This window comes from Nocardia sp. NPDC005745 (assembly GCF_040630775.1).
GTDB lineage: Bacteria > Actinomycetota > Actinomycetes > Mycobacteriales > Mycobacteriaceae > Nocardia.
The window spans coordinates 76931-94138 of the sequence record NZ_JBEXYF010000002.1 but is presented as its reverse complement, the minus strand read 5'-3'; the positions used below and the strand labels follow the sequence as shown (position 1 = coordinate 94138).

The window sequence follows — 17208 nt, the reverse complement described above, 5'->3', positions numbered from 1 at the left end:
CAAGTCACCGCTGCCCGGGGACCGAGCCGCTTCGACGCGCGGTTGTCTACCTGCGCCGAATCGATCAGCGACCAACGCCCGGCCGGAGAGCCCGTGGCGGACGGTGCGCAGGACCGGTCGCTACCGCGGAGGCCGGCCGCCGGGTGCGCCGCCGCCGGGCGGCCGCCCACCGGGCTGCGCGGAACCGTTTGCCGACTGTGTGTTCTGCGATTTCTCGGCGACGCCCACGGTGAGCGAGACGCGCAGCCCGGAGGACGGCGCGCCCGTCACGGTCGCCAGTTCGGCGTCCCAGCCGTCGCCGAAGACGCCGTCCGAGTCGAGCGAGACCGCGGCCAGATTGGTGACGCTGCGCGCGTAACCGGAGTCGTAGGCGAACACCGCCGCGCAGGTGTCTTGGGGCAGCGCGATCTGCGAGGTCAGCCGTGCGTTCCGGCCCGCGACCGCGGTCTCCAGCGAGTCGTAGACCTCGAAATGGATGTGCGGCCACCGGCCCGAGTAGCAGGCCGGGAAGATCGAGGTGAAACTCACCTTGCCGTCGGCGCCTGCCACCTGCACACCGCGCAGGTAGTTCTGCTCGGTGACACCGCTGCTGTAGAGCGAGTAGTTGCCGTCCCGGTCGCAGTGCCACACGTACACCGCCATGCCCGCCCCCGCCGCGCCGCTGTTCGCCAGATCGCGCAGCGTGAGTTCGAGCGTCATCGGGACGCCCTGCGCGACGCCGGAGTACGAGCCGAACGAGCTCGTGATGTCGCTGCGCACCACGCCGGACTCGATGAGGACGTTGGGTCCGTTCGACCCGTCGCCCGGATACGGTCCCTCGGTTTCCCGCGGAGCGGCGGTGACGCCGCCGGATTGCGCGGTGGTAGCCGATGCGGTCCCGGTCGTGCCGGCCGTCGTGTCGTTCGATCCCGACGCGCAGCCTGCCGCGACCGCCGCCGCGCCCGCGGTCGCCCCGAAGAAGAGCAGGGCGCGGCGCCGGGACACCATCACCTTCATATCGTGTGTGAGGCCGAGATCGTGTTCGTGCACCTCATCGCGCCGTGCGCCCACCGTCTGTCCTTTCGTTCGCCGACATCGTTCTGCACGACGTTAGGAACGGGCGCTCGTGTCCGGCTGGGTTCGTGCTGGGAGTTCGCTGTGAGCCTGGGGTCAGCGCCTGCTCGCCCGGCGGTAGCCGATGGTCGCGGGCACCGCGAACAGGACGATCGCGCCGATCGACCACACGACGGTGAGGGTGAGCGGGCGTGCGAGCGGTCCGCCGAAGGCGAGCGCGCGCATGGCGTCGACCCCCACCGACAGGGGTTGGTTGCGCACCACCGGCTGCACCCACTTGGGGAATGCGGCCAGCGGAACGAAGCCGGTGCTGAAGAACATCATCAGGGATGTGAGGATCGTGATGCCCTCCACCAGCGTCGATTTCGCGGTGAACACGGCGACCGAGGTGACGACGGTGGCGAAGGCCAGGCCGAAGAGCACCGGGACGAACAGGAAGACGATCGCCGCGGCGACGCCCTGGTGGAAGCGGAAACCGAGCACCGAGCCCACCAGCACGACGGCGAGAGTGCAGACGAAGATGCGGCAGCCCTCGGCGAGCACCCGCGAGGCGAGGCCGGAGGCGCGGTGCACGGGCAGTACCCAGAAGCGCGCGAGTAGGCCCGCGTCGCGTTCGCGGCCTAGCAGCACGCCCCCCGCCACCGCGCCGGACAGCGCTCCCACCAGGGCGACCATAGGCACCGAGCCGTACAGCGCGCTCTCGCCGGTGAACTTCCGGATCTGCCCGCCGATCACGGTGTTGAGCATGATCAGCAGCAGGCACGGGATGATCAGCGTCTCCAGCAGGGTGACCGGATTGCGTGCCCAGCGCAGCAGCAGGCGCTGGGTCTGGATCAGCGTGTGCGCTATCAGCGCAGACACCGACACTTCCGAGCCGGTCCACGACTCCTGCCTGTGATCCGCAAGCAGTGCCATCACGCCCTCCTCGAGCTCAGCCGCAGCGACAGCGGGACGCAGATGATCAGGATGGCGAGCGCCCACGCCACCGGCGGTCCCAGCAGCGACAAGCTCACCTCGCCCGCGTTCGGTCCGCGGTCACCGGCGAACGCCCGCAGGCCGATGGCCCACTGCGACACCGGCTGGTTGCGCACGAACGGCTGCACCCATGCCGGGAACTGGTCGGCGGGCGCGATGCCGGTGGACAGCATGCCGAAGATCAACGGCGGCAGCACCAGTGCCTGCGCGGTCGCCTCCGGGTTGCGCGACACGGTGCCGATAACGTCTCCGGCCCAGATCAGCGCGAGCCCGATGAGCAACGAGAACAGCACGAACCCGATCGTGTGCGCGGCGCCGAGGTAGAAGCGGAAGCCGATGACGTGGCCGCAGATCAACGCGGTGATCAACGCGATGACCAAGCGGAAGATGTTGCCGGACAGGCGCGCCGCGACCGGCACCAGCGGGCCGATCGGCATCGCGCCGAAACGCCGGTTGAGCCCGGCGACCGAATCGGTGGCGGCGCGGAAGGCCGCCGAGACGGCGGTGAACGCGGCGGCTTGCAGGATCACCAGCGGCATCATGTACTGCGCGTAACTGCTGAAGCCGGTGCCGATCACGGTCATGATGATCTTCAGCGGAATGTAGAAGCTGGCGGTGAACGTCGCGGGCGCCAGCACCGAGGTGAGCACCTCGCCGCTGCGTACCGAGGGCACGACCAGCCGGCTGGTCAGCACCCACCACTGCTGCGGCCGCAGCGGTGCGGCGCGGGTCTGGCTGAGCCAGGTCGCGGCCGTCACGACACGACCTCCCGTTGCGCGATCTCCGCCGTCGTCGCCAGATGCCCGGTCAGCTGGAGGAACACGTCGTCGAGCGAGGGGCGGCGCAGTGCGACGTCCACGAGGTCGACCCCGGCGCTGTCCAGTCGGCGCAGCGCCTCCAGCAGTGTCTTCGCGCCGTCGGGCGCGGGTATGGCGATCCGATCGGAATCCGGACCCAGCGCGTCCCGATTCTCCTGCGGCAGCAGCGGACCCAGGGCCGCGGCGATGGCGGGCAGGTCGCGCAGGTTCAGCGGCACGACCTCGCAGTAGCTGCCGCCGGTACGCGACTTCAGCTCGTCGGCGGTGCCCTGGGCGATCACCACGCCGTGATCGATGACGATGATCCGGTCGCTGAGCGCGTCGGCTTCCTCCAGGTACTGGGTGGTGAGCAGGGTGGTGATGCCCGCCTTCTTGAAGCCGGAGACCAGATCCCACACGCCTTGCCTGCTGCGCGGATCCAGCCCGGTGGTCGGCTCGTCCAGGAACACCACATCGGGCCGGACGACCAGACCGCAGGCGATGTCGATGCGCCTGCGCATACCGCCGGAGTAGGTGCCCACCCGGCGGCCCGCCGCGCGTTCGAGATCGAACTCGGCCAGCAGTTCGTCTGCGCGGGCCCGGGCGGCTCGCTTGCGCAAGCCCATCAGCCTGCCGAACATCACCAGGTTCTCGTAGCCGCTGAGCATGTCGTCCAGCGCGGCGTACTGCCCGGTCAGCATGATGCTGCGGCGCACCGCCGCGGGATCGTCCACCACGTCGTACCCGGCGACCGTGGCCCGGCCGCGGTCCGGCCGGATCAGTGTCGAGAGGATGTTCACCGTGGTGGTCTTGCCCGCGCCGTTCGGTCCGAGGATGCCGAGCACCTCGCCCGGCTCGGCCGCGAAATCGACTCCCCGCAATGCCTTGACCGCGCCGAAGGATTTCTCGATCCCCTCGACGACGACGCCTTGATCGGAATTCATCCTCGGCCTCCCAGATGTGCATCGAGCACGCGCGCGATGACCGGCAGCACCTGCGGCGCCGTCAGTTCGTCGTGGGTGACCTCGATGTCGTGATTGATGATGTCGCCGGTCACGTACGGCCGCCAGCCGTCGGGACCGAAGATGTCGGAGGTGTCGACGGTCGCGCTGAAGTACACGATGTCGCCGTCGTACACGGGTCGGCGGTATCCGGTTCTGGTCCGGGCGGCGGCGTTGTAGGACCCGGCCATCCGCTCCAGCGTGGCGGCGTCGATCAGCGAGACCCCGCCGAGTTTTTCGCGGATCAGCTCCGCCGCCTGCTGCGCGGTGGCGTCCGCAGGCACGTCGTGGATGCCGAACACCGCGCCGAAGCTGTTCACGAACGAGCCCGCGGTGAGCCGCTCGATGCTGTCGCCGTCGATGTCGGCGGTGTCGGCGTCCAGCAGCGCGACCACGCCCACCTCGGCTCCCGCTGCCTTCAGCCGCACGGCCGCCGCGTGGGCGATCAGGCCACCGAACGACCAGCCCAGCAGGTGGTACGGCCCTTCGGGTTGCAGGGTCCGGATCTCCCGCACGTAGCGGTCGGCGAACTCCTCGATCGAGCGCGCGGGCGGTTCCTGGCCGCCGAGGTCGGGCGCTTGCAGCCCGTAGATCGGGCGGCCGGGCGCGAGCGCGTCGGCGAATCCCAGGTAGGTCCACGACATTCCGGACGACGGGTGGATGCAGAACAGCGCGGGTTGCTCCCCGCCGAGCCGGATCGGCAGCACCACGTCCAGACCGAGACCGCCCGCCGCCGGGACGGCCGGCGCCGCCGTGGCCGCCGCTTCCTCCTCGGCGGCGGTCCGTGCCGCCGGGGTCTGGGCGAATCGAGCCGCCGCGCGCAACGCTCCGATCCACAGATCGGCCAGCTCGGCGACGTCCTCCTGGTCGAGCAGGGTGGACGGGAAGCCGAAGCTCGCCCGCAGCCGGTCGCCGATGACGACGGCGTTGACGTCGATCGCCGATTGCAGGGGTACGCCGGGATCTTCGGCCACGTGCACGTCGCCGAGTTCGTCGGTCGGCAGCCAGCCCAGCCCCTCGAGCCCGGCCGGGATATCGCCGGTGGAGTATCGGCCGAGATAGTTGAAGCCGACCCGCCCCGGCAGGCGTTCCGGGAGCTGCCGCGCGGTCTCGGCGTTGAGATAGCGCAGCAAGCCGAAACCGATGCCTTTGTCCGGCACCGCCAGCAGTTGGTGCTTGACGGCGCGGATCGCCGCGCCCAGCGCGGGGCCGCCGGCCAGCGCGTCATCGATATCGATTCCGGCCAGGTCCAAGCGCACCGGGTAGATGCTGGTGAACCAGCCGATGGTGCGGGAGAGGTCGGCGCCGGGCACCACTTCCTCCTGGCGGCCGTGACCTTCCAGGCGCACCAGCGCCGAGGGGTCGCAGGCCCGCCAGCGCACCAGCGCCAGCGCCAAGGTGGCCAGCAGCGCGTCGTTGACGCTGCCCTGGAACAAGCCGGGCAGGGTGGTGAGCAGCGCGTTGGTGACTTCCGCAGGCACCTCCCGCTCGACTATGCGCAGTGCGGCGGTCCGGTCCACGGCGGGATCGAGTTCCCGGCCGCCGATCACCGGGTCGGGTGCGGCGAGCACCTCGCGCCAGTAGGCCAGTTCGGCGATCCGCTGCGGTGAGCGCGCCTCGTCGGCCAGCGCGTGGGCCCACCGGCGCATCGAGGTACCGGTCTCCGCGAGCACGGGGGTGTTCCCGGCCGACACCTGGGCCCACGCGGCCACCAGGTCCGGCACCAGGATGCGCCACGACACGCCGTCGATCGCCAAGTGGTGCGCGAGCACGATCAGCCGGCCCGATCCGGTGCGCGCGCCCGCGTCGCCCACCGGGTCCAGCCAGATGAATTGCAGCACCGTGCCCTCGGCGGGATCGAGCCGGTCTGCCGCGGCGTCCAGCTCGGTCATGGCGAACTCGTGCAGTTCGATCGGTTCGAGGGTGGTGAACTCGATGCGGTGCAGCAGCGCGTCCACGTCGACCGATCCGGGCGGGCCGACCAGCAGGCGCGGCCCGTCCTCGCCGTCGGTCACCAGCCGGACGCGCAGCATGTCGTGCCGGTCCACCGCTGCGGTGAGCACCGCGATGATCTGCGCGCGCTCGATACCCACCGGCAGTTCCAAGACCGCGGTCTGGGCGAAGCGATCGTAGTTCCCGCCGCGCTCCAGCATGTAGTGCGTGATCGGCGGGAGCGGCAGCTCGCCGACACCGCCGCCGGGCAGTTCGTCCAGGGTCACCGCGGTGCCCGCCGCGTCGGCGGCCGCGGCCAATGCCGCCACCGTGCGGTGCTCGAACACCTGTAACGGGGTGCAGGTGATGCCCTGCTGCTTGGCGCGCGACACCAGTTGGATCGCCAAGATGCTGTCACCGCCGAGCGCGAAGAACGAATCGTCGGCGCCGACTCGCGCCTCCCCGAGCAGTTCGCCGAAAATCGCGGCCAGCTGCTGTTCGGTCAGCGTTTCCGGCGCGCGGTACGCGGTGCGGTCGGCGAGGAACTCCGGTTCCGGCAGCGCCTTGCGGTCCAGCTTGCCGACCGCGTTGAGCGGGATCTCGTCCAGCACGACGAATGCCGTTGGCACCATGTAGCCGGGCAGGATATCGGCGGCGAAGGCGCGAACCTTCGCCACGTCGAGCTCGTATCCGGGTGCGCGGACCAGGTAGGCGGCCAGCGCGGTCGCGCCGGTGGGGCCGGGCACGCCGAGCGTCACCGCGAAGTCCACGCCATCGGCCCGGCCGAGCACCGCGTCGATCTCGCCGAGTTCGATGCGCTGTCCGCGCACCTTGACCTGGAAGTCGGTGCGGCCCAAGTACTCCAGTTCCGGGCCCGCGTCGCCGCGAATCCAGCGCACCAGGTCGCCGGTGCGGTACATCCGTTCACCCGGCGCGCCGAACGGATCGGCCACGAAGCGGGCGGCGGTCAGGCCCGCCCGCGCGTGGTAGCCGCGTGCCAGCGCCGGTCCGGCGAGATACAGCTCGCCCGCCACGCCGAAGGGGACCGGGCGCAAACGATCGTCGAGAACCAGCACTTCCGCGCCTTGCACCGGCGTGCCGATGGACACCGGGGCGCCCACCTCCAGTGGCGCCGAACCCGTCGCCCAGATGGTCGACTCGGTGGGGCCGTACAGGTTGACCATGCTGCGCCCGGTGGCCCAGCGTTCGACCAGTTCGGCCCCGACCGCCTCGCCTGCCACCGCGAGCACCCGGACACTGGTCACCTCGGCGGGATCGAGGGTGGCCAGCGCGGACGGGGTGATCACCAAGTGGGTGACCTGCTCGGTGTCGATCAGCTCGGCCAGCGCGCTGCCGCCGAACACCTCCGGCGGTGCGACCACCGACGCGCCGCCGGAGCCGAACGCCATGAGCGCTTCGAACACCGACGCGTCGAAACTCGGCGACGCCACCTGCAACACCCGGGAGTGTTCGTCCAAACCGAGCGAAGCGTGTTGCGCCGCGACGAGATCGGCGATACCGCGATGGGAGACCGAGACGCCTTTCGGCGTGCCGGTGGAGCCGGAGGTGTAGATCATCCATGCCGCGTTGTCCGGCCGGACCGGCGCGGGCAGTTCGCGCTCGCGCAGCGGGCGGCTGCTCGCGGCGCTCCAGCGTTCGACGACGGCGAGGTCGTCGAGCACCAGCCAATCCGTGCTGTCGGGCAGCATCGGCCGGAACGCGGCCAGGGTCAGGCCCAGTGCCGCGCCGGAGTCGGTGAGCATGTGGTCGATGCGCTCGACCGGGTGCTTCGGATCGACCGGAAGGAACGCCGCGCCCGCCTTCGCCGCGGCCCACATCCCGGTGAGCAGTTCCGCGGAGCGTGGCAGACCCAGCGCGACAACGGTTTCCGGCCCGCCGCCCGATTCGAGCAGGACTCGGGCCAGGCGGTTGGCGTGCGCGTCGATCTCGGCGTAGGTGGTGATGTGCCCGCCGACCACGAGGGCGACGCGATCCGGGTACCGCCGCGCGGTCTCGCTCAGCAGGTCCGGCAGGGTCACGGTCGTGACGGACGCGGGCCCGCGCACGGGCACCAGCGCGGCGAGTTCGGCCTCGTCGAGGATGTCGATATCGGCGATGCGAACGTCGGGCCGGGAAAGCACCGTCGTGAGCACGCGCCGCCACCGGGCGGCGAAGGAGGCCGTCGTCGCCTCGTCGAACAGATCGGTGGCGTAGGTCAGCACGGCGTCGATGCCCGCCGGGCCGCTGTCGGCGAAGCGCTCGCGCAGATCCAGGGTCAGGTCGAACTGGGAGGCGTCGCGCTCGAAGTCCTCCACCTCGAACCGCAGGCCGGGCAGTTCCAGCACCGGTTCGACGAAGTTCTGCAGCGACAGCGAGACCTGGAACAGCGGGTGGTGCGCGGTCGATCGCGCCGGATCCAGCACCTGGACCAGCCGCTCGAACGGCACATCCGCGTTGGCGAAGGCGTCGAGGTCCGCGGACCGCACCGTGTCCAGGAACGTCGCGAAGCCCACTGCCGAATCGACCGGGGTGCGCAGCGCGAGAGTGTTGACGAACATGCCGACGAGCTGGTCGAGCGCCTCCTCGCCGCGTCCGGCGACCGGGGTGCCGATCAGCACGTCGTCGGTGCCGCCGAGGCGCGCGAGCAGGACCGCGAGCGCGGCGTGCACGACCATGAACGGGCTGACGCCGTGCGCGGCGGCGAAATCCACCAGCGCCCGGTGCGTCTCGCCGTCGACGGTGAAGCCGAAGTCGGCGCTGTGCATGGTCTGTACCGCCGGGCGCGGCCGGTCGGCGGGCAGTTCCAGCACATCGGGCGCGCCCGCCAGGGTCTCGCGCCAGAAGCCGATCTGATGGGCCGCCAGCGACTCCGGGTCGGTCTCGTCGCCGAGCACCTCGCGATGCCAGAGCGCGAAATCGGCGTATTGCACCGGCAGCGGAACGCGGATGGCGTGCCCCCCGCCGGCCCGCTCGGAGTAGGCGGCGACCAGGTCGGCGGCCAGCGGCGCCATCGACGCGCCGTCCGCGCTGATGTGGTGCACCACCAGCACGACGACGTGCACCGGCGCGGTGGCCGCCGAGATCCCCTCGGAGCCGGCGGTATAGCTCGACGTCACCGGCGCGGTCCGGGCTACGGGCCCGGACGAGACCGGCGCTTCACCCATGGCAGGAGCCGACGACACCGGTGCCGCACTCGCGGCGGGCTCGGCGCCCCCGTGGATCCGGAACAGGCCCACCCGCAGCGGCGGCTGGGCGGCCAGATCGAAGCCGGTTCCCGCCAGCTCGGTGATCCGCCCGCGCAGCGCGTCGCCGTCCTCGGTGTCGACCACCGGCATGGCAGGCACGGCCACGTCCGCACCCACCACCACCTGACGCGGCCCCTCCGCATCCGCCGGGTACAGCGTGCGCAGGCTCTCGTGCCGGTCGACCACGTCGACGAGCGCGGCGCGCAGCGCCTCGACGTCCAGATCCCCGGTGAGCCGCAGCGCCACCGCGATGTTGTAGGCGGGTGAGGCCGGATCCATCCGGTTGAGCACCCACATGCGCTGCTGCGCGGGGGACAGCGGAACCCGATCCGGCCGGATGCGCGGCGCGAGGGCGAATCGGCCGGGCGCCGCGCCGGTGGCGGGTACCACCCGGGCGGACAGCTGGGCCACGGTCGGCGCGTCGAACAGATCGCGCAGCGCGATCCGCGACCCGAGCGCCGCGTTCACCCGCGCCACCACTTTCGTCGCGCTCAGCGAGTTGCCGCCGAGCTCGAAGAACGACTGGTCGACGCCGACGCGCTCGCGGTCGAGCACCTCGCCGAACACCGCGGCCACCGCCTCCTCGACCGGCGTGCTCGGCGCGAGGTAGGGCCGGTGGCTCTCCGCGAAGTCCGGCACCGGAAGGGCATTGCGATCGAGTTTGCCGACCGGGGTGAGCGGGATCGAGTCCAGCACGACGAGGTAGCCCGGCACCATGTAACCGGGCAGTTCGGCGGCCACCTGCGCGCGCAGCCGCTCGACATCCAGTCGCACGCCCTCGGCTGGCAGCACGTAGGAGACCAGCACGGTGGTCCCGGCCGGGCCGGTGCGCCCGATGGTCACCGCGTACTCGACCTCGTCGTCGTGGGAGAGCACCGCGTCGATCTCGCCCAGCTCGATGCGCAGGCCACGGATCTTGACCTGGAAGTCGCTGCGGCCCAGATACTCCAGCTCGTACCCGCCGTCGTCCTCGACCCAGCGCACCATGTCGCCGGTGCGGTACATCCGCTCGCCGGGTTCGCCGAAGGGGTCGGCGACGAACCTGCTCGCGGTCATCTCGAACCGGTTGAAGTAGCCACGCGCCAGCGCCGGGCCCGCCAGGTACAGCTCACCGGGCACCCCCACCGGCACCGGACGCAGCCAGGCGTCCAGCACCACGGTGGCGGCGCCGCGGATGGGTCCGCCGATCGTGATCGGCTCGCCGGTGCGGAGTTCGCCGGGCCCGGTGGCCCAGATGCTGAACTCGGTGGGGCCGTACAGGTTCACCATGCGCCTGCCCGGTGACCACCGCTCGATCAGCTCCGGCGTCGCCGCCTCGCCCGCGACCGCGAGCACGCGCAGGTGTTCCAGGCCGGTGGGCTCCATGGTGGCCAGCGCCGAGGGCGTGATCACCGCGTGGGTGACGCGCTGGGCGCGCAGCAGGGTTTCCAGTTCCGTCCCGCCGTAGACGTCCGGCGGTGACACGACCAGCCTGCCGCCCGCGCCGTGGGCGATGAGCAGCTCGAACACCGAAGCGTCGAAGCTGGGTGAGGCCACTTGCAGCACGCTGGCGGTGGGCTCCAGCCCGAGCGTCTCACGTTGCGCGGCGACGAGATTCGCGATACCGCGGTGGCTGAGCAGCACGGCCTTGGGTTTGCCGGTGGAGCCGGAGGTGTAGATCAGGTACGCCGTCTGGTCCAGATCGATCGGCCCGCCGCGCTCCTCGTCGGTGATCGGCGCTTCGGAGACCGTCATCACCCGCCGGATGGTGTTGAGGTCGTCGAGCAGCAGCCAGTCGATCGTGCCGGGCAGCGTCTCGCCGGTGGCGGTGACCGTCACGCCGATCGGGGCCTTGGAGTCGCTGAGCATGTGCTCGATGCGTTCCACCGGGTAGTTCGGGTCCAGCGGCGCGAAGGCCGCGCCGGTCTTGGCCAGCGCCCACACGGCGATCACCGATTCCAGCGAGCGCGTCAGCGCCAGCACGACGAACACCTCGCGCCCGACCCCGCGGCGCAGCAGCACCCGGGCGTAGCGGTTGGACCACGCGTCGAGCTCGCCGTAGGACATGGTGAGCTCACCGGCGGTGATCGCGATCGCGTCCGGATCGATCCTCGCGCCCGCGCTGAGCAGTTCGGCCAGGGTGGCCTGCGGCACCGACTCCGGGCCGCGCACCGGCACCAGCGCGGCACGCTCGGCGTCGTCGCAGTACTGCAGTTGGGAGACCAGCGCGCGCGGGTTGTCCCCGAGCTGGGTCAGCAGCCGGACGAAGCGATCCAGCAGCGGACGCGCCTCTTGCTCCGGAAGCTGGCCTGCCATGTACTTCAGCGTGATTCGCAGCGTGTCGCGGCCGTCGTCGCCGCGCAGCGGGATCACCATCAGATTCAGCGGATACGGCGTCGCGTCGGTGCCTTCCACGTCGAGCACCCGCATGCCCGCGATGTCCAGCGCCTGCGACAGCGCTTCGCGATCGATGGGATAGGACTCGAACACCGTGAGCGTGTCGAACAATTCGGCCAAGCCCACCGCCTGATGGATGGCGGCCAGTCCGACGTGCTGATGGTCCATCAGGCGCGCCTGCTCGGACTGCACGCGGGCGAGCAGGTCGGCCACCTTCTCGGCCGGATCGAGCCGCACCCGCACCGGCAGCGTGTTGATGAACAGGCCGACCATCTCCTCGACCCCGCCCAGTTCGGGCGGACGCCCCGAGACGGTGCCGCCGAACACCACGTCGGTGCGGCCGGTGAGCATGGCAAGCAGCATCGCCCACGCGGCCTGCACCAGGGTGTTCACCGTCGCGCCCGCCTCCCGGCCCGCGGTCTCCAGCCGGGCCACGGTGTCGCGGGACAGGTCGACGGAGAGCATTCCGGTTTCGGTCGATTCGATCCCGGCGAGGGTGGGCACCGCGCGGGTCGGCGTGTCGATGCCGGCCAGCGAATCGGTCCACGCCGCGAGGGATTCGGCGTCGTCCCTGGTCGCCAGCCAGGTCAGGAACTCGCGGTAGGAGTGCGCGGGCGGCAGGGCCGCGGTGTCACCGTCGGTGACGTAGAGGGTGAGCAGTTCGCGCACGAGCAGCGGCGTCGACCACCCGTCCAGCACCAAGTGGTGGTTGGTGAGCACGAAACGGTAGGTGTCGGGGGCGATCCGGATGAGCGTGCAGCGCAGCAGCGGGGGACGGGTGAGTTCGAACCGGGTGCGGGCATCCAGTGCGACCAACCGGTCGAGTTCCCCGGCGCGTTCCTCCGCGTCGGTGATGCCGGTGAGATCCGCTTCCCGCCAGTCGATCTCGGCGTCGGCCAGGACGAGCTGACGGGGGCCGTCCTCGGTCTCGGCGAAGGCGACGCGAAGGTTCTCGTGCCGGGTCACCAAAGCCTGTGCGGCGCGGCGCAACCGGGCCGCATCGACGGTGCCCGCCAGGGTGAGCAGCGACTGCACCGTGTAGCCGTCGGCGGTGTCGGAGTCGTACAACGCGTGGAACAGCAGCCCGTACTGCAGCGGCGAGAGCGGCCATACGTCGACGAGGTCGGGGTGGTCGCGCTCCCAGGTGTCGATCTGCGCCTGGGTGACGGCGACCAAATCGAAGTCCGACGGCGTGCGTCCGCCCGCGTTCGCGGATCCGGCGTGCCCGGCCAGCGCGCCGAGCGCCTGCCCCCACAGGGCGGCGAGTTCGCCGAGATCCGCCGGGTCGAAAAGTCGTGCGGCGTAGGCCCAGGTCACCTCGAGGCCCGCGTCGGTGAGCACGGCGTTGATGTCCACCGCGGCGGCCAGCGGCGCGCGGTCGTCCTGGGTGGCGGCGAACCGGCGCGGCAGCCACGGTTCCGCCTCCCCGCCGGTGGACGCGCGGCCCAGGTAGTTGAAGCTGATCTGCGGGGTGGGCGCGTCGGCGAGCGCCGCCGCGGTCTCCGGGACCAGGTAACGCAACATGCCGTACCCGATGCCCTTGTCCGGCAGCGTGCGCAGCTGTTCCTTGGTCGCCTTGATCGCGGCGCCCGCCGCGGCGCCGCCCGCGAACGCATCCGCCACATCGATGCCGGTCAGGTCGACCGCGGCGGGGTAGACGCTGGTGAACCAGCCCACCGTGCGCGCGACATCGGCGCCCGGCACCACGCTCTCCGAGCGGCCGTGACCCTCCAGTGTGAACAGCGTGGAGGTACGTCCGCGCCACCGCGCGAGCGCCAGCGCGAGTCCGGCCAGCAGCACGTCGTCGGCGCCGCAGTGGAATCGGTCCGGCGCGGTGCTGAGCACCGTGTGCGCGACATCCTGCGGCACGACGGTGGACAGATGTGCCATGGTGCCCACCACATCGAGGGCCGGGTCCATCGGCGCCGACCCGAGCGCGGGGTCGGGCGTGGCCAGAACGCGTTGCCACAGCGGCAACTCGCCCGTGCGGGTAACCGCGTGCTCGTGTTGTCCGTGCGCCCAGCGCCGGAAGGAGGTGCCGACCGGCGCGAGTTCGCCGCCCAGCGCGGCGGTGGCCAGATCCGGCAGCAGGATGCGCCAGGAGACGCCGTCGGTGACCAGATGATGCAGCACCAGCCACAGCAGCGGCGCCGCGCCCGCGCGGTCGATCCACACGAAACGCGCGACCACGCCCGCCTCCGGGTCGAGGTGGTCGGCGGCGCGCTGCAACGCATGCTCGCAGGTCGCCTCGGCATCCGCGCCCGCGGTCACGACCTCCAGCAAGGCGCCCGCGTTCACCGCACCGGCTTCGGCGACCACCCAGCTCCATCCGTCACCGGTGCGGCGCAGCGTCGAACGCAACAGGTCGTGCCGGTCGAGCAGTGCTTGCAGCGCCGTGACGAGACCGGCGTGCTCGGTGCCGGGAGGCAACTCGATCAGTACCGCCTGGGCGAAGCGCCGCCAGGTGTCACCGGCCTCGAGCATCGCGTGCACGATCGGCGTGAGCTCTACCTCGCCCACCCCGCCGCCGGGCAGTTCGTGCACAACCGCGCTCGGGACTTCGGTGGCCACCGCGGCCAGCGCCGCGACGGTCTTGCGTTCGAAGACATCCCGCGCGCCGAATCCGAGCCCGGCCGCCTTCGCCCGCGACACCAGCTGGATCGAGACGATGCTGTCGCCGCCCAGCGCGAAGAAGCTCTCGTCGACACCCACCGATTCCAGGCCGAGCACCTCCGCGAACAGCGCGGCGAGCGTCTCCTCCCTCGGCGTGGACGGCGGCCTGCTCGTCGTCGTGCGCGCGCCGAATTCCGGTGCGGGCAGCGCCTTGCGGTCCACCTTGCCCAGCGGCGTGAGCGGCAGTTCGTCGAGCACCATGACCACGGCGGGAACCATGTAGGCCGGAAGCGATTCCCCGGCGGCGGCTTTCAGCGCCTCGGGATACAGCTGCGCTCCCGGCTTCGGCAGCACGTACGACACCAGCGCGGTGGCGCCCGAACCGGTTCCGACGCCGAGGGTGAGCGCGAAGTCGACGTCCGGATGCCGCTGCAGGGCGGCGTCGATCTCGCCGAGTTCGATGCGGAACCCGCGCACCTTCACTTGGAAGTCGCTGCGTCCCTGGTACTCCAGTTCGACGCGCCCGTCGTTGTACACCCAGCGCACGAGGTCGCCGGTGCGGTACATGCGCTCGCCGATCGCGTACGGATTCGCGACGAAACGATCGGCGGTCAGCCCGTTGCGCCGGTGGTAGCCGCGGGCCACACGGGGTCCGGCGAGGTAGAGCTCACCGGTGGTGCCCGGCGGCAGTGGGCGCAGCCACGGGTCGAGTACCACGGCCGCCACACCGCGGGCCAGACCGCCGATGGTGACCGGGCCGTCCGGCGTCAGCGGGGCGCTGAGCGTCACGGTGATGGTGGTCTCGGTGGGGCCGTAGCCATTCAGCAGGGTCCGGCCCGACCACTTCGTGACGAGTTCGGGCGGGCAGGCGTCACCGCCGACGATCACGGTGCGCAGATCGGGCAGGGTCGCCGGATCGAGCGATCCCACGACGGCCGGGGTCACGTTGAGGTGGGTGACGCGGTGGGCGCGCAGCACCCGGGCCAGCTCCTCGCCCGCGTACGCCGCCGGCGGCACCACGGCCAGCGTCGCGCCCGCGGCGAGCGTGACCAGGATTTCCTCGACCGAGATGTCGAAACTCGGTGATACGGCGTGGGCGACAACGGAACTCGCGTCGACGCCGAATCCGGCGCCGGAACTCGCCACCAGGTCGGCCAGCCCTCGGTGCGGCACCGCCACGCCTTTGGGGAGTCCGGTGGAGCCGGAGGTGTAGATGATGTAGGCGACCTGATCCGGCTGTACCGCGGTGAGCCGCTCGGCGTCGGTCAACGGCGCCGCGTCCCGCTCGGCCACTTTCCGCTCGGTGTTCTCGTCATCGAGGACCAGCCAGGACACCCTGCCCGGCAACGCCTTTCGAGCGGACGTGATCGTGATGCCCGCGACGACTCCGCTGTCGCCGACCATGTGCTCGATCCGGTCGGCCGGGTAGGTCGGATCGATCGGCACGAAGGCCGCGCCGGTCTTGACCACCGCGATCGTCGCCAGGACCGACCGGAGGGACCGCGGGATCGAGATCGCCACCGTGCGTTCGGGGCCGGCGCCCGCGGCGATCAGCACCCGGGCCAGCCGGTTGGTGTAGTCGTCCACCTGCCGGTAGGTCAGCGCGGTGTCGTCTTCCACGAGCGCGGTCGCCAGCGGGTCACGGGCCGCGCCCTCGGCGAGGATGCTCGGCAGCGTCCGTGCCGTCTCGCCGAGCGGCCCGCGGGCGGGAGCGAAGTCGGCGCGCTCGTCGTCCGACAGCACCGACACACCGGCCAGCGGCGCGTCCGGCCCCGCGGCCAGGAAACGGTGCAGGAACGACAGGAAACGGCGATGCTGCCCGGTCAGCTCGGCGTCGGAGTAGAGGTTGCCGTTGGCCTGGAAGTCGATGTGCGTGCTCTCGCCGCCGACGCCCGGATACAGGTTGACGAACAGGTCGTCGATCAACCCGGAGGTCAGCACGTGCAGCCGTCCGGTGACCGGGCCGAGCTGGATCCTGGTGTCCACCATCATCAGGTTCACAGTGGGGCCGAACGATCCGGCCTCGTCCATCGGCCAGCCCAGATCCCGGAAGATGTCCTCCTGCCGGTAGCGCTGGCGTCGCAGCGCCCCGGTCAGCTCACCCTGGGCCGCCCGGATCACGTCGCCGACCGTGGTGGCCGGCGTCAGCCGCAACCGCAGGGGAACGACATTGGCGATCATGCCGCCGGAACGCCGCAGTGTCGCGGTGGTGCGCGCGGAGACCGGCAGGCTCAGCACGACCTCCGGCGAGCCGGTCATCGCGGACAGGTACGCGCCGAACGCGGCGACCACGGTCGGCGCGACACCGGAGGAGAGCTGCTCGGCGACGGCGTCCAGCAGTCGCGCGGTATCGGCGGGCAGCGCGCCCGCGACCCGGCTCGGATGCCCGTTCACGCCCGCGGTGCGGCCGGCCAGGCTCACCGGATCGGCCATCCCGTCCAGATGCGCGAGCCAGTGCTCCCGGTCCGTGCCGAACCGCTCCGAGCTGCGGTAGGCCAGATCGGCCTCGACGATCTTGCGCAGGTCCTCGGCCTTCGCCGGTGGCGCTTCGCGGCCCTCCACGGCGGCGTTGTACAGCTCGCCGGTGCGCTGCACCATGGTCAGCGCGCCCATGCCGTCGAGCACGATGTGGTGGATGCGCGAGTACCAGAACCAGCGCTGCGCGCCGACGCGCAACATCGCGATCCGCACCAGCCGGTCGCGGGTCAACTCCAGCGGTGCCTCGTACTCCCCGCGCATCCACGCGCGCGCGGCCGCCTCCGGATCGGGCTCGGAGCGGAAGTCGAGCGTTTCCAGGCTGTCGTCGAGGGTGGTGTCGACGAACTGGAACGGATGCCCCTCCACTTCGATCAGGCGGAGGTAGCCGGTGCCGAACTCGCGCCCGGCCTGCCGCGCCGAGCGCGCCAGCAGGTCGAGATCGATCGGTCCGTTCAGTTCGACGTACTGGGCGATGGAGATCGGAGTGTCACCGGCGACGTGCTGGGCGAACCAGATGCCGCGCTGGGCCGCCGACAGGGCGAAGGCCCCAGCGGGAAGCGCTGTCTCCGAATCTTTCACCGAAAGGGAAGGCTGTTGCATGACGTGTCCTACGTTCTGACCGTGGTCGGGCTACCCGGCGAGGACCGCCCGCAGCCACCGCGGTAGCGGTAGTACCTGCCGCCGCACAGCACGCGGCACCTCAATTCTGGACCGGCGTGGGCGGCGCTGCGGGGGTAT

Annotated in this window: 5 protein-coding genes; all 5 read right to left on the bottom strand. The window is 71.2% G+C overall.

Features of this window, described 5'->3' with window-relative positions; genetic code table 11:
* Window positions 1–120 precede the first annotated feature (120 nt).
* On the bottom strand, window positions 121–996 hold the full coding sequence (locus ABZ420_RS03345) for an intradiol ring-cleavage dioxygenase (RefSeq protein ID WP_357116977.1): 876 nt from the start codon (window positions 994–996) through the stop codon (window positions 121–123).
* Window positions 997–1149: 153 nt separating this feature from the next.
* Entirely contained in the window at window positions 1150–1968 is an 819-nt protein-coding gene (locus ABZ420_RS03340; RefSeq protein ID WP_357116618.1) for an ABC transporter permease, read from the bottom strand.
* Window positions 1968–2786 (bottom strand): antibiotic transporter, encoded by an 819-nt coding sequence (locus tag ABZ420_RS03335; protein ID WP_357116616.1) that lies wholly within the window; start codon window positions 2784–2786, stop codon window positions 1968–1970. Before ABZ420_RS03335 ends, ABZ420_RS03340 begins: the two co-directional genes overlap by 1 nt.
* The gene (locus ABZ420_RS03330) at window positions 2783–3769 is read right to left on the bottom strand and encodes a daunorubicin/doxorubicin resistance ABC transporter ATP-binding protein DrrA (RefSeq protein ID WP_062969554.1); all 987 of its coding nucleotides are present in this window, start codon (window positions 3767–3769) and stop codon (window positions 2783–2785) included. The genes ABZ420_RS03335 and ABZ420_RS03330 overlap by 4 nt, the downstream gene beginning before the upstream one ends.
* Window positions 3766–17070, bottom strand: a complete 13305-nt coding sequence (locus ABZ420_RS03325; protein ID WP_357116614.1) for an amino acid adenylation domain-containing protein — start codon at window positions 17068–17070, stop codon at window positions 3766–3768. Before ABZ420_RS03325 ends, ABZ420_RS03330 begins: the two co-directional genes overlap by 4 nt.
* Window positions 17071–17208 lie beyond the last annotated feature (138 nt).